The organism is Streptomyces sp. NPDC053673 (genome assembly GCF_055585225.1).
Window position 1 is genome coordinate 312,464 of the sequence record NZ_JBVJKN010000003.1, and the last position, 15,101, is coordinate 327,564.

General features: G+C 71.4%; 5 protein-coding genes. All 5 read right to left on the minus strand.

What is annotated here, in order from left to right:
• Positions 1-16: 16 nt before the first annotated feature.
• Complete coding sequence (locus ACZ6ZQ_RS07150; protein WP_469767556.1) at positions 17-2,464, minus strand: ATP-binding protein; 2,448 nt, start codon at positions 2,462-2,464, stop codon at positions 17-19.
• On the minus strand, positions 2,461-5,730 hold the full coding sequence (locus ACZ6ZQ_RS07155) for a hypothetical protein (protein ID WP_469767557.1): 3,270 nt from the start codon (positions 5,728-5,730) through the stop codon (positions 2,461-2,463). Before ACZ6ZQ_RS07155 ends, ACZ6ZQ_RS07150 begins: the two co-directional genes overlap by 4 nt.
• 3 nt (positions 5,731-5,733) lie before the next feature.
• Positions 5,734-9,261 carry an AAA domain-containing protein gene (locus ACZ6ZQ_RS07160; RefSeq protein ID WP_469767558.1) on the minus strand — a complete coding sequence of 1,176 codons (3,528 nt, stop codon included), beginning with the start codon at positions 9,259-9,261 and terminating at the stop codon, positions 5,734-5,736.
• An 85-nt stretch (positions 9,262-9,346) separates the two neighbouring features.
• Positions 9,347-13,474, minus strand: coding sequence for an AAA family ATPase (locus tag ACZ6ZQ_RS07165; RefSeq protein ID WP_469767559.1), 4,128 nt, complete (start codon positions 13,472-13,474; stop codon positions 9,347-9,349).
• A gap of 3 nt (positions 13,475-13,477) precedes the next feature.
• On the minus strand, positions 13,478-14,887 hold the full coding sequence (locus tag ACZ6ZQ_RS07170; RefSeq protein ID WP_469767560.1) for an esterase/lipase family protein: 1,410 nt from the start codon (positions 14,885-14,887) through the stop codon (positions 13,478-13,480).
• Positions 14,888-15,101: the final 214 nt, after the last annotated feature.

Consider the following 15,101-nt stretch of genomic DNA (forward strand, 5'->3'; position numbering starts at 1 on the left):
CGTCGGCAGCGAGCCATTAACCACCGCCCGCCCCCGGGAGCAGCAGCTGAAAATGGGCGCCCTGCAGCACGGGGTGGCCCAGGACGCGTGCCCGGACGCTGAGGTCACCGTCGACATCACGAGCCAGTCGGCGTGCAATGTGCAGACCGTGGCCCCGGTCCGGGCCGCGGGTGGACTCGCCCTTGCGGAACACCCGGTGTTCGGAGCCCTCCGCGTAGGGCAGCCCCTTCCCGCTGTCCTGGATGTCGACGACGAACTCCGTACTCACCGGGGTGACTGTCGCCCGGACGATCTGTTCCCCGTTCTCGGCCGCCGCCTCGGCCGCGTTGGTGAGCACCTCGTACAGGATCACCCGGAGCCCGGCCGGGGAGACGGCCACCGGGGCACTGTCCGGGGCGTGGATCTGCAGTGTGACTTCCGGGTAGTGGGCGGTGAACGACTCCTGCATCTCCAGGAGGGCCACGGCGAGGTCGCTGTCGCCGTCGACCGAGGCACCCGCCGGGAGTTGCCCCGCCGTGGCGGTCAGGGCCCGGACCGCCACGGTCAGTTCCTCGGCGCGAGTGGCCGGGGAGGCGGCCAGCTCCTCGTACCGGCGCAGTTCGGGGCGCAGGGCGTGCCGGTACAGCCGCCAGTCGCCGGGGCGGAGGACGTCGCCGGAACCGGCGTGGGCGGACGCGGTTTCCTCCGTCAGCTGGAGAAGTGCCTCCTGGAGCTTCCGATCGGCGTCGCCGCCCAGGATGAGCAGTACCCCGCACCGGTGGAAGCGGACTCCACCGGCGTCGGCCGCCGCCACCAGCGGCAACGCCGCCAGCCGGGCCAGGCCCCGCCGGATCTCCGGCTCGTGGCCGTCGTCGGGCATGCCGTCCCCGGCGACCGACGCGGCGCTCAGCAGGATCTCGTCGAGGGTCACCGGCTGCCCTGGAACGGCGGCGGACAGCGCGGCCCAGAAGGCGACCCGGGCTGCCGTCGAGTCGGCGATCGGGGTGAGGGCCGCGTTCTCGATGGTCCGGGCGAACGACGGGTCCCGGGCCCAGTCCCGTACGACGCCGTACACACCGCGCTCCGGCGGCGCCGCGGTCCTGGGGAGCGCCAGGAACTCCAGGAACAGATGGAGCAGCGCCAGATCGGGACCGGCCTGGAACGAGAGGGCGTCGGCCGTCGTCAGATCGCCCAGCCCGGCAAGATCGACGATCCAGCGCAGGACGTGCCACCGCTCGCCGGGCTCGCTGCCCAGCAGTGCCTCCAGCGAGGCCGCCGAACCTCCGGTGAAGGCGTCGAGGGACCACTGCCGCCCCAGCACCCTGAGCAACTGAACGGGTACCTGCGACCGGAGGGTGACCAGCTCGAGGAGATGGCCGAGGTCGAGCACCGCGCAGGCGGTCCGCTCGGGGGAGTCGGACGCCTGCAGGGAGCGGCCCACCGCGATGTAGGGCTGGCGCAGGTCGAGATCGGGGCGGTCCTTCGCGTCCGGAGCGGCGACGAAGAGTTCCACACTGCCGGTGGGCCGGAACCGCGAGGTCTCCGCCTCGGCGAACACCCCGGTGATCGTGGTGAGATACCCGCCCTCGACGCGGTGCACCGGCGGCGCCGGGCGGTCCTCCACGCTGAGGAACCGGGCGAGCGCACGGGCGAACTGGGCGGCTGTCGCCTCGTTGTTGTTGCCGAGCGCGTCAAAGGCCTCCAACAGCTCCTGACCCCGCTCGTCCACAGGTTTCCAGCGGGCGTAACCCATGGGCCTGATCAGCGGGTTGAGATGCCACCGAAGGATCTCGGACGGGGTCTCCGCGGCCCGCGTCCAGCCGCGCAGCGGAGGAACGCTCTCCGGGCCCGGGCGCGGTGACGCGCCGTTGGCCAGCAGCAGTTCGACGGCGCGCAGCTGCCCGGCCTCCAGCAGCGCGGCGACAGCGCTCATGGCGTCCGTCCTCCCGCCCTGTCCTCCGTCCCGGTCCGTGTCCCGTACGGCCGCTTTCTCGCACCGCTCCCGCAGCTCCTCCCGCTTCTGGTCCAGGGCCTGTTCGAGCGCTGCCTCGTCCGCCCGCAGGCGCTCTTCCACCTGTGGCCAGGACCGCGCGCACAGCGCGGTGAGGGCGGCCTGCTCCGGTACGACGGCCACATCGGCCGCACTTGCCCGGTCCACGAGATGCTGAACCCGCCCGAGGAGGCTCTGCAGACACTCGGCCCTGCGCCGGCTCAGCCGCTTCCGCAACTCCTCGATCTGGGAGATCTCCAGCGCCTGGCACTCCGCGAGCGCCTCCTCGACGACCTGGAACTCACCGGCCGATATCAGCCCCGCACAGGCCCGGTACTCGTCGTGGTCCCCCGCGATGCCCTCGAGACCGGCGAGGGCCAGCTGCTCCAGGGAGGCGGGTGCCCCGTCGGAGAGCGCCACCAGCAGGCCCGGGAAACGGAACCGTCCCGGCCATCCCGCGAGGAGTCCACGCAGGGATTCGTCGGTGTCTGTCATCGGTCGTCCGTCCTCCTTCGGCGCTGCGACCGCTGCCACTGGGCGAGCGGGTCGAGCCGGTCCAGCATGGCCAGCAGGGGTGAGGCGTACGGGCGGCCGAGGCCGTTGGCGTCGCTGAACAGTGCGTCCCACTTGTCCGCGATCAGTTCCGCCAGCTCCCCGCAGCCGGCCGCCTCCGGGGCCGTCGCGGCGGTGGAGCCCTGCCCGTTCGGCATCGGGGCGATGGTCCGGGCCCGGCGCACGATGTCCTCGATGGTCTGCAGGAAGGTCCGCTGGTTGCCCCACTGGATCTCGGGCCGTCCGCCGTCGGCCACGATCTGGTCCAGCTGGCGGCGGACATGGACGGGCAGGGAGTCCTGCATCCGCGCGCAGTCCTCGGCACTCCCCTCCGCCGCGGCCCGGATCGCCGTCAGCATCCCGTCCCTGGCGAACAGCTCGCGGTGCAGGAACTTGCCGGAGTCGAAGGTGAAGCGGTGCAGGCGCTCCATCCGGTCGATCCGGTCGACGAGCTCCTCCCACTGCTCGGCCGTCTCGCTGAGCTCCGTCAGCCGGGACAGCTCGGAGGCGAGCAGGGCGAGCGGGAGGGGCCCGTTGCCCGATTCCCGGTGCCGCCTGGCGGCGGCCGCCAGCTCCTGCCACGACGGTGGCAGCGCTTCCCCGAGGAGTGCGAGTGCGATGAGTCCGTCGTCGGGAACGGCCCGCAGCAGCGTCTCGGCGAGACCGGCCGCCGCGCCCACTGCCTGCGCGGGCAGCTCGCTGTAGGACAGCTCCAGGGCCGCCTCGGACAGGACCGGGCCCAGTGGACCGGTCTCGATGGCCACGGCCGCCGTACAGGCCGCCGGGTGTACGGTCCCCTGGACCCCCTGGAGGAGCCGGCCCAGCAGGGACGCCTCGACGAACGCACGCCGGTCCCAGGCCTCGGCGACCAGCCAGCCCGCCCAGCGGGACCAGTGCTCGTCCCGGCTCTCCCGCTCCTGGAGCAGCGCGGCCGCGACGACCGGCCGCAGGTCCCTGGGTGCGACCTTCTTGCGGTGCCAGACATCCAGGACACCCCAGAGGTCGTCGACTTGGCGGAGCCGTTCGGCGACGGTCGCGGCGTACCGGGCGCTGCCCCGTTCGGCGCCGGCGTCGACCAGCAGCGACAACGCGACGGCGGTGGCCCCGCTGAGCCGGCCGCCCGGCTCGACCGTGGTGTGCGGCTCGGCGCCGCGCTCTGCGGAGACACCGAGCTCTGCGGCGATCCGGGTGGCCACGTCCGCGCCCCGGATGTGGACGCCCACATGGCTGGTGCGCTCCGAGGGTCGCAGGGCGCGGCGGCGGTCGCGCAGCAGCGACAGGCTGCCGAGGACGGCCTCGTCATCCCAGACCGCGGCCCGCGCTCCAGCCCGCTCGTCCCGGACCTTAAGACCGCGGCGGGTCAGCCCCTTCAGCGCAGGCTGCATCGGGGGCTTCTCCTGACCACGGACGGTCGGCCGGATCAGATGCACTGTCGCGCCCTGGTCGATCCGCTCGCCGAGCGCGGTGACAAACCACTCGTCGGAGGCCTGGGCGTCGAAGCAGTCATCGGCAAGCACCAACCGCCGGGACGCGCTGTGGAGGGCCTGCTGGACGAGGTCCCGCGGCGCCCCGGCTTCTAGGATCTCGACGACCGGGTCACCCTCCTTGGTCCGGTGGAGGACGTCCGTCAGCACGGCATGGTGCTCCGCCCAACTCTCCGCCCACAGGGCACGGGCGGTGGCGTCGTGGCGGAGGGTGGCGACCTGCCCGTTTTCCTCGCCCGGGGGAGGGACGGCGGCGGCCGGCTCGGCGCAACGCTGTTCCGATACGAGCACGAAGTGGTCGTCCTGGACCAGGATGCGCTGGCCGAGCTGCCAGTACGGGAAGGATTTGCGGGCCCAGATGAGCAGATCGGTGACGCACTGCGGAGTTCCCGGCGGGCCGTCCTGGGCGGTGCCCTCGACGAGGATGCCCACTTCTCCCCGGTTGTCCCGGGTGGTGTCCACGTCGAGCGGGCTATGGGTGCCGACGAAGGCCCGCTGGTTGTCCTGTACCACCACGCAGGCTGAGGTGCGGGCACTGCGGTCGGTGAAAAGCACCCGAGAGCGGTAACGGGCCTCCAAGTCGAAGAGGGCGGTCCTGACGCGGTCGGGCAATATGTCGCTGTCCCTGCGGCCCCAGAGGAAGACCAGGTGCACCCCGCGTTCCAACGCCTTCCGGAGCAGGGGCAGCAGTCCGCTGAGCGCCGAGTAGCTGATATCCGGGGCTGAGAAGACCAGTTGGGTCGTGGCGGACTGGATCAGGTCCTCGACCGTCCACTGGTGGCCAGCGGCCCGGGCCACGACAGTGACGGCGGCCTTGGCCCGGCCGACCTCGGCGATCCGCGCAGATAGCCGGCGGGAGAGGTCTGCGAGGAATTTCTGCCGTACATCGACCTGTTCGGCCTCGATCTCGGGCAGCGTGCGGACCGCCGCGCCCATGCGCCGTAGCATGCTCTCGACGCTCTCGGCGGGGACGAGCTGAAGCCCGGCCTGACCTCGCAGCGAGCGGACAAACTCGAGGTCAGGCTGCTGGTCCGCGAGGTCGGCAAGGTGTTGGCGCATCCGCTCGCGAGCCCGGGAGTTCCACCCCGGCTCGTCGAGGAGCCGGGTCGAGATCCGCCCGGTGTCGTTGTCAAGGAACACCTGCGCGTGCGCGCTCAGCCAGCGCAGTTCACTGGCCGGGCGCAACACCGGGCTGCGGAAGCCAACGTCGAGGACGTTTTGCCGGAAGCCCTTGCTGCGACGGTCGTTGCGGATGGCGGTCTGCACGGCCCGCAGCAGCTCGGCGGCCGGCAGGTCGGTCTCGCTCATGACCTGGTGCAGCGGTACATGAAGACTGCCCTGGGACGGCCTGCGGGTGCCCTGATCGGCGGGGAAGACCCGGCCCGTGACCGGTTCGAACAGGAACTGCCGGTGTTCCTGCTTGACCGCGCTGTCGCGCAACGATCCGCCGGAGGTGATCACCTCACGGGCGCCGTCGGTCAATTCCAGCGTGCCGCTGGTGAAGCCGACCATGACATGGCCCTTGCGCCAGAGGCTGTGCACCACGTCGAGGACGATACGGCGCGGCAGCGCGAACAGTTCCGCCTGGTCTTCCACCGTGGTGCGCCCGGCAGCAATGGCCTTCGCGACCAGGTCCTCCAGGGTGGTCAGCCCGTCCTCCGGTCCGAGCAGCAGGGAGAGGGTGACCAGTCGGCAAGGAATGGCGAGTTCGACGTCCTGTGCCACGGCTCACATCCACTCGTCGGCATGAATGACCCGGCCGAACCGCTTCACGGTGTCCGTCACGAGACGCCATTCGGAGCCGCCGTGCTCGGCGAAGTGGCTCAGACTGCCGACCATGACGAGGAGCCGGCGGGCCCGGGACATCAGCACATTGATCACTTCGGCCTGGCCGACATGTCCGATGCTCTGCAGGGTGTTTCCTCTCACGGTCGACCGGACGAGCGAGACGACCACGCGGTGCGCCTCTCGTCCCTGGAAAGAGTGGACGGTATGCACCCGGCCGCGCAGCGACCCGCGCTGCTTGAGCAGAGCGACCTGGGCGGCGTACGGAGTGAGGACCGCGAGGCTGCCGGGTGCGTCGGGCTCCGCGGGGTCAGGCGGCGCTGGTTTCATCGCGGTGACCAGCCGATCCACCAGCTCGACCTCGCCGGTGTTGGTCCAGTACCCCTCGTCGGCGCATCCGGTCCGCCCGGTGGTGTCGACCCAGACCAGCGGATACCCCTCCAGGAACGCGGGCTGCCGTACGCCGTGCGGCTCGTTGGCGGTGTAGTGGGTGGTGAGGAAGCTCATCGGCAGGCCCAGCTCGCGATCCTGCTCGGCAGGCTCCTTGGGGTAAAAGGCCCGGCTGGCGGGTTCGGCGATAACGTGATGCATACGGAACTGCTTCTCCAGGCTGCCGAGCGGCGGGACCTGCCTGCTTTGCGCGGGCCGCTCTCGCTGGGTGCGGAACAGTTCACCGAAGAGGCCCAGCACCTTCAGATAGCTGTCGCGGGCGTCGTAGTGCCGCCTCACCTCGGTGTCCCCGTGTCCGGCGAGACTCGTCAGGAATGCCCGCACATCGCTCTCCCGGTGCGGGCCGAGCTGCCGATGGTCGCCGATGAGCGTCCACCGCACGCCCAGCACGAGCGGCGTGACGACTTCCGTCGGCCAAGCCTTGGCTGCCTCCTCCAGGAGGACCCAGTCGAACAGGTCCGAGGGGTCCCGGACCGTGTCGGTGATCGTGGCGGCCATGGAGCAGGTGGCCAGGACGATATTGGCACCTGCCTTGATCCGGTCGGAGATCTCCACCTGGTCGGCCTCGACCTGTTCCAGCCATTGCTGTGCGAGGGCTGCCTCGCTTGGTGTCACGGCGGCCCGCCCCAGGGTGCCTGGCTGCCGGCCCAGCTTCTTCTTGATGTCGCGCACGACCGCCCGGGTCAGCTCGGGCAGGGTGTGCATGTGCAGCCGCTCGTCGACCTTGTCGATGCCGCGCGCCTCGGACATCTCTCTGAGCAGCAGGATCTGCCCCTTGGCGATGCCGTCGGCGAGTTCTTCCGCCAGCCGGATGCCGAGGTTGTCCAGGGCGAAATTCGACTGCGCGCTGACCAGGACGCGGGCGCCCTTCTCCATCGTCAGATACTGGCTGATGGCATGGGTGGCCACAGTGGTCTTGCCGGTGCCCGGCGGGCCCTGGAGGGCGTAGAAGGGGTGCAGCGAGAGCATGTCCCGGATCACGCTGGGGGCGTTGCCCTCCAGGCCCCTGTCGTCGGTGTCGTTGTAGCGGCCGCGGCCGAGGTCGATGGAAAGCGGCTCACGCAAAGCCCGGATGAGACCGGGCAGATTCCCCAGCGAGTGCCGCGCCCGGGCCTGCCGGCCGAGCTGGATGTCGGATCCGGAGTCGGTCGAGGGCCGCAGCCAGCCCGACGCCGGGACGGGCCCTCCACCGATTCTGCGCACCTCGATCGAGTGGCCGTCGAGGCGCCGAAGGAATCGCAGCTGGATCGGATTGCGGCCGAAGTGCGGCCGTTCCGAGAAGTCCAGCTTGACGAAGTCCTCCTCTTCTGAGCCGAGATCGGCCACGAAGTCTCCGAAGAGGCGGCGGCGGCCGGGGTCCGACGCGTAGAAGGTGAGCAGTGCCTTGCGATGTAGTCGTTCGTCGTCGCGACGCTGATCGTACGTGAGGATGGCGGTGCTCGGCCGTGCTTCGGCCGCCGGTCCGGCCGCCGGCTGGTCGGCGCGGACGAACGGGTACTTTCGGGCATTGAGCTCGACCGCCTGATAGTCAATGAGGAAGTCGAGGGCGGCGAGGAAGGCCTCGTCCTTGTGGTCCTTGCTCCGTCCGCCCACCGACACCGAATCGGTGAGCCGAGTCCACGATGGGCGGCCGGTCCGGTGGTGGGAGATGTCCTGACGGGCCTTGTACGAGACAAGGTCAATGCGGGACAGTCGCCGCCGGGGATGGGCGTTGACGAGCTCCTGGGCGTAGTCCCGGTCGTGGAGGTACTTGATGACCAGGGTGTCGTCGCAGATCCGCTGGCGATCCTTGTACGTCGACTCTTCGTAGAGATAGGCGCAGAACCAGACCGCGCTCTCGCCGATCAGGACCCACTCCGCCTCACGCAGCTTCTCCTCGCGGCCAGTGGCGTAGCCGAAGGCGCCGTTGGGTGCCCTGACCAATTCGGCCTGGCGCAGCTCCTTCTCGAAGAACGCCTTCAGCTCCTCGCGACCGGCCGCGTCGTCGGGGCTGCGGGAAACCCACTTCCGCTGCTTGTAGATCGTCTCGACGGACTCGTCGGGCATGAAGGCGACGAGGTGAGGAAGTTGACTCTCGTCCTTGTCTTCCCAGACGCCGCAGACCGCCTCCCAGTCCCGCTCGATCCGGCGGGCCGCCTCGTACGATGTGATGCGCGCCTCAGGGCGCGGCTCCAGCATGCTCCGGAGCACCCTGGTCAGCGCGGCGGGAAGCTTGGGCCGGTTGGACAGATGGGTCCGCATCGCCCGGTGCAGCTTTCCCAGCGCCTGAAGCAGCCCGGACTCGTCGGCCTCCAAGACGCCCGCGTAGGCGTCGGGAACGCATTCGCTGACAGGACCGCAGAAGAGCTCGAAGCCGAGCACCCCGAGACCGAACACATCGGTGGTGTCCCAGTCGCGGCGGGACGCTGGCATAGCCTCGAAGAGCGAAGGGTGGGTCTCAGGAGCCAGATAGGCGAGGTGACGGGCCAGTTCAACGTGCTCCGGAGGCGTCAGATAGAGCTTCCGGATGCTTTGCTGGGCCTCGTCGCCCTGGGACTGGCTGCCCATGGAACGCAGCAGGTTTCCGATAAGCGTGCTCATCTCGAAGCGTTCGAGACCCAGGGCCATGTGCTCGGATCCCTCGTCGTGGCCCGTCTTGACTCGCAGGGCGCCAAGGGTCAGGTTGCGGTGCAGGATGCCGGAGCCGTGCAGCTGGCTGAGCGCGTCGACGAGCACACTGAACTGTTCAAAGGCGGCGATCCGGTGTTCCTGTGCCCAGACGACGGCCCGATCCATGTCAAGGGGTCTGCCGTTCTCCTGGGTCATGGTGAAGGCGATGGACTCGGTCGCGTCGAAACTGCCGTCGGTGATCTGTGGCAGGGCGGGGTGGTTGAGCGCCTGGAGACGCAAGAGGCTCCGGACCTCGTGCTCCCAGAGCTCACCCGCGAACTCGTGAATGCCGTCGAAGAGGGACATCTCGAAGGTCTCGTACTCGTCGCCCGGGGTCTGCATCCGCACGCGCATCAGCCGGTTCTCGAGCACGACGACTGGCTCGGAGATCCTCTTGTATGGGCCATACGACGACTTGGGGCGGCAGAACAGCCTGTCGACCAGTTCGGCATACCTGTCAGTGTCCTTGCCCGCTCCGGACATCACGGCCCCCTTCCGTCTGTCCTGTCAGCAGCCAGGACTCCATGCGTATGACGAGCAGTCCCTCGTCGGTTCCGATCGCGATCCGGCCGTCGCCGAGCGCGGCGAGGCTGCGGCACTGGATCTCCAGCGAGAGCGTGTACAGCGGTGTCCGGCGTCCCGCCGGATCGGGGTCCCAGAAGCGCACGGTCCGGTCGTCGCCGTCGCCGCAGGAGGCGAGCAGGAGCCGCCCGTCCGGTGCGGTGAACTCCACGACGTCGGTTACCCAGTCCTGGTGGCCGGTCAGCAGCCCGCCGTACGGGCGGCCGGTGGCCTCTACCGTGAGACGGATCTCCTCGCTCCTGCGGTACGTGGCGCGCAGCGGCAGCCCACCTGGTCCGCTCAGCCGGGTCGCGCCGGTCGGCGGTCCCGCGGGGTGGTGGCCCTGGGGCACGGACGCGGGCTCACCGGTGGTGGCGTCGAAGGCGGCGAGGCGGCCTCCGTGGTCCTCGGCGAGCAGCAGCGTGGCGCCGTCGGGCCCACCGATGGTGGACAGTCGTTCGATCCGGTCCGCGGACGGATCGGCGGCGGTGGCCGTGACGACGGCGATGGCGGCGGTTGCCGTGGCGGACCGCGGGCCGGGGATCGTTCCGGGCTCCTGCGGGAGGTACGGGTTCCAGACGCTGACAGTGCCGTCGTCCGCCGCGGACGCCAGGAGGGTGTCGCCGGCCGGGCTCTCGAAGGCGGTGATGGCGAGGCCCTGGGCACAGCGGGTGTGCGGGCCGGGTACGAGCGGGGCGCGGTCCGTGAGGTCCTCCGCCCGCCCGGTGAGCGCGTCCCATACGCGGACCGCGCCGCTCCGTGCGACGGCGGCCAGCAGCGGGCGGCGGCCGTCGGCGGCGGCGAGTACGGTGAGGGCGTTCACGGGGCCGTCCGAGCGGAACTCGGTGACCAGCTCTCCGGAAACGGGCTCCCACACCTGCACTCCGCCGTCGTCCCAGCCCCCGGCCAGCAACGTGCCGCCGCCGTCGGGCCGTTCCAAGGCCGCCACGGCTCGCGCCGTGGCGCCGGCCCGTTGCACGAGTGGGCCCACCCGGTGACCGGTGCACGCGTCCCAGACCCGTATCCCGTCACCGGCCGCGCTCGCCAGCAGGGTGCCGTCGCCGTCCTGGAAGGTGGTCAGGGCCCAGACCGGCCCTCTGTCGTGGCTCCGGAACCAGGGCCTGTGCACCTGTCCGGTCAGCGGGTCGAGGAAACGGACCCCGCCGCCGAACTCCCCGACGGCCACCAGGGGCACGGCGGCGGAGCCGCCCGAGTCCTGCGAGCCGTGCGAGCAGTCCGGGCCGCCGGCGCCCGCCGGCAGCAGGCAGCCATGCAGTGTGTGCGGCCACATCCCGTTCTCAGCCACCCGGCGGAGTCGTGGCCGCCCCGAGGACACGTCCCAGATCCGGATGCGCTTGTCGTGGCCGGAGGTCGCCAGCAGGGTGGTGCCGGGAATCGAGGTCACCACCGTCACCGGGCCCTGGGCGAACGGCTCGGCCGCCGCGGCGGCGTACCCGCGCGCCGGGTCCCAGACTTGGAAGCCACCGCTGTCGTCGACCCCGGCGAGCAGCGTACTCCCGCCGGGTCCCGCCACGGGTGTGAGGGAGCGGACCGGCAGCGGCCCGCGGGCCAGGGTCAGCCGCGGCGGGCGTGGCCGCAGCCGGGCCCAGCACACCTGCCAGCCCGCGCCCCGGCCGGCGTCGGCCGGCTCCTCACGTACGGGCGCGACTCCGGCCGCGCGGGCCGTACCGAACTGCCGCAGCCCGACCCGGTCGGCCGGTCCGCAGCGCCGCAGCAGATGGGCCGCGTCCAGCACGCCGAGGACGGAGGGCGGTAGCCCGCGCGTCTCGCCCACCGCGCGCAGCACATCGGTGGCGACGGCCTCCACCGACAGCCTGTCGAGCACGGTGGGGCGGCCGGCCAGCGCGGTCCACCCCGGTATCCCGGCTGCCGCGGCGTGGCTGGACAGATGCCGGGCCAGATAGGGGTTGAGCGGTTGCCCGGGGGCCTCGTCCGCCAGCCGTACGAGCGCTTCCGCGACCCGGCGCCGGCGCTCGCCCACGTCGCTCGTGCCGGACGCCGTGGTGCCGGACGCGGCGGTGAAGTGCTCCGCGAACGTGCGGTGGGCCAGGCGGTGGACGCTCTGGCCGTCCTCGCCGTCGAGCATGATGTACGGAGCTGCGGCCTTCAGGATCTCGTCGATGTCGTCGGAGCAGACCGCCTCCTGTCCGGTGCCGCCGAGGGCGGCGGCCGCGGTGGCCCAGATCCGGTCCGCTCGGGGCAGTCCCCTGCCCTGCGTATGGGCGAGGCCCTCCAGCAGTTGCCACGCCCGCGCGTGGTGCGCGCCGAGGCGTCGGACGGCGGTGGCGAACAGGGAGCGGTGGTCGCCCCGTAGGAGTAGGGCGAGTTCACGGGCGCGGTGTGCGAGGAGGAGGCCGGGGTCGGCGAGGATCTCGTGCACGGCGAGCCCCGCGTACAGGAAGTCCCGGTCCTCGGTGTCGTCGGCCGTGTCGCCCTCCGTGCCGCCCACGATCAGTGCGCATGCGCGGCGGACGGCGTCCGGGAAGGTCTCCGGCCGGCCGGGGTAAGAGGCACGTGCCTGTTCCAGGCTCCTGGTGACGTAGTCGTCCAGAGCCTGCGCGTCGCGGCGTAACCAGTGCACATGAACATGGTCCTCAGCCGCGCCGAGGGCGTCGAGGAGGTCCTGGTCGGCGCTCGGGGCGCGGTCGGGCGCTTCGTACGACGAAGGGCGCGCCCCGACGACCAGCCGGATGCCCGGGAGCGTGCCGAGCTCACGCAGCAGCGCGGCGAGCAGCAGCGGCTCCTGCGCCTCGTCGAGGGCGTCCATCAGCAGGGTGTACGGGCGCTCGCGGTGGCCAGGACCTGAACGCAGCGCGGCGATCAGGTCGTTGAACTCGTCGACAGGGGGCCGGACGTCCGGACGCCGCTGCACACCCAGGGCTGCCGCGAGCCGACCGGTGACGTCGTGGGCGGTGGCTCCGGTCAGGTGGAGCGTGAGGTCGACGGCGGGCAGTTCGGGGTCCATCTCACTCGGACCGGCCGCGAGACCGGCTCGGGAGAGCAGCGGCAGCAGCTCGCCGATCCGCGCGTTCGCATGCAGCAGGACATTGCCGAGCAGTGCGGACTTGCCGCACCCGGCGCGCCCGGTGACCACGAGGAGACCCGAGCGGTGTTCCGCGAGCCAATCGGCGATCGCGGCGCGGTCCTCCGTACGCCCGGCGAAACCCCAGGACAGTTCGCCGAACTCCGAACCGAGCCCCTTGCGGGCGAAGTGGGCGCGGTCGGCCTCCGGAAGCGCGTCGACCGCCTCCCGCAGCCGGGTGTGGATCTCCACCGAGGCGGTCACCGGGAACGCGGTGCGGCGGCGTAGCGGCGGCAGACCACCCAGATTGAGCGCGGCGACGAAGAGCGTACGGGTCTCGTCGAGGCGTGCGCCCAGGTCGTGGAGGGGGATCACCGTGTCGTGATCGCTGTAGCCGTGGGTGAGGACGTGCTCCAGAGTCCGCCGGAAGGTTCCCAGGTGTCCCTCGCCCTCGTCCCGTCCGGAGCCGACGAGCAGCAGGCCGCGGGCCGCCGCCTCCTCGCCGCCCAGCAGCGACGAGAGTGCCTTCCTCACGAACAGCCCGGCGCCGCACGCTTCGACGACGACGATGTCCCACAGGCCGTCGGAGGAGCGCTGCCGACGCGCCTCCGTGACGTGGTCGGCGAACGATTCGGGGAGGAGCTCGGCGTCGTCCGGGCCCGCGTCGTGTCCCCTGATGTACAGGGCGGCCTTCGTGCCGTTCGACCAGCCGTGACCGACCCACAGCAGAAGGGAGCTGCGGAGTTCGACGGGTGTGGACCACGCTCTGAGCCGCGTGAAGACCCGGCTCAGGTCACGCTCCTTGGGCTCCACCTCCCAGGGAACGAGAGTGCCGCCGAGCGGTTCGAGGATCGCGCCGATGGCGCAGGCCTCCTCGTCGGCGGCGACTTTCTCCTCGCTCAGGTACTCGCCGAGCGGCACGGTGTAGACGTCGAAGCCCTGCGCGCCGGGCTTCTCGCCCGTCTCCTCCCCCTCGTGCATGGATCAGCTGCCGAGGTCCGGGTCCTCGGTTGCGGCCAGGACGAGCCGGGTGACCGGTTCGCTGCCGCCGGACACCTTGATCCGGTACAGGCCTGGTTCCCGCAGCCGGCACCCGGCCCGCAGCGCACCGGACGCGTCGCGACGGGGTGGCAGTTGCGGGCTCGCGACGACCCGGTCGGCGTCGCCGCTGTCCTGGACCACACAGCTCATCCGGCGGGGGTCGTCCTCGCCGGTCACGGTGATCTCGAACTCCTCGCCCGCGGTGACCAGATCGGGCACCTCCAGCCCGGTCTCACCGTGCCCGAGCCGCTGTCCGAGGTCCTCCAGCCGGCGCAGCCCGGTCAGCAGTCCGCGCGCCAGGTCGATCGCGCCGCCGCAGGTGGCCAGGGCGCCGTGCTGCTGGGCGAGGGCGACCTCCTCGACGCCGCCCGCGTGTCCCGCGTACCGGTAGACGGTGCCGTCGCCCCCGAGGTCCTCCGTGAAGGGCCGCCCGATCTCGTCCCGCTGGATCTCGTCGTCGTCGCGCCGCTTGAACACATACGCCTGGGGTGTGACGACCCCGGAGTCCAGCCGCAGGCTCTGCATGGTGTGCTGGGCGATCCCCACGGCCATTCGGTGGCCCGGGAGCGGTGCGCCCCCGAGCGCCCTGAGGCGGTCGAGGGAGTGCGCGGCGAGTTCGGGGTCGCCGCCGAGGTCCGCCACGTCGGCGGGGGTCAGCGGGACCATGGCGTCGTCGGTCTCGACACAGCGGTAGGCGGGGAGCAGGTCGTGCAGCCCGGGGAGGGTACGGGCGAGGTCACGCAGCTGCCGGTGGGGCAGCGGTACGGGCGCCCCGCGGCCGGAGTTGAGGATCGCCGCGGCCTTCACCGCGCCGTGGAACGGCGTCCCGAGGGTGAGTGTGGCGCGTACGCGCTCGACCGCCCCAGGGATCCTGGCCAGCTCCCGGACCAGCAGTCCGCCCATGGAGTGGGCGATGAGGACCACTTCGGCCGGCCGCCCGTCGAGGTCGTGGCGCCGAGCCGCCTCGTACGCGGGATGCGCGGTCCAGGCCGTCAGATGCCGGTCGACGGCCTCGGCCAGCCGGCGGGCGTTGTAGGCGACCGGGAGCCGCCAGTCGTACGGGAACTCGCAGATCGCGGCAGGGTCGGCGACGGCAGGCGTGAGCCCGCGGACGAGGTTGGTGTACGGCTCCACACCGCCCAGCAGCGGGGACCAGGAGGCGAACTTGAGCAGTCTCCGTGCGGTGACCCGCCCGATCTTCCCGGCCCGCTCGTCCTCCGTGACGGCCAGCGCCGCCATCCCGCTCTTGTGGTGCCAGCGCGCGGCGTACGCGAGCGCCTGCCTCATCCCCCACAGGACGCGCCCCGTGTCGGCCTCGACGAGTTCACTCCCCATGATTCCAGGGATGATCACCACCGCATCGTGCGTCACTGCACGCCTGACAGCAGGAGGGTTTACAGGATCTAAGCGCTCCATGAGCAGAAAGCCTACGGCGAAACACCTCGGCCCTGCGGGGAGTCCGGCGCATTGCGCAGCCTCTTTGTGCAGCCCCTGTGCAGCGCAGGTTCCGGCGCCGACTACCGGGGAACCATGCCGCGGGCCCCACGCTGTGCCCACGCCACCGGGG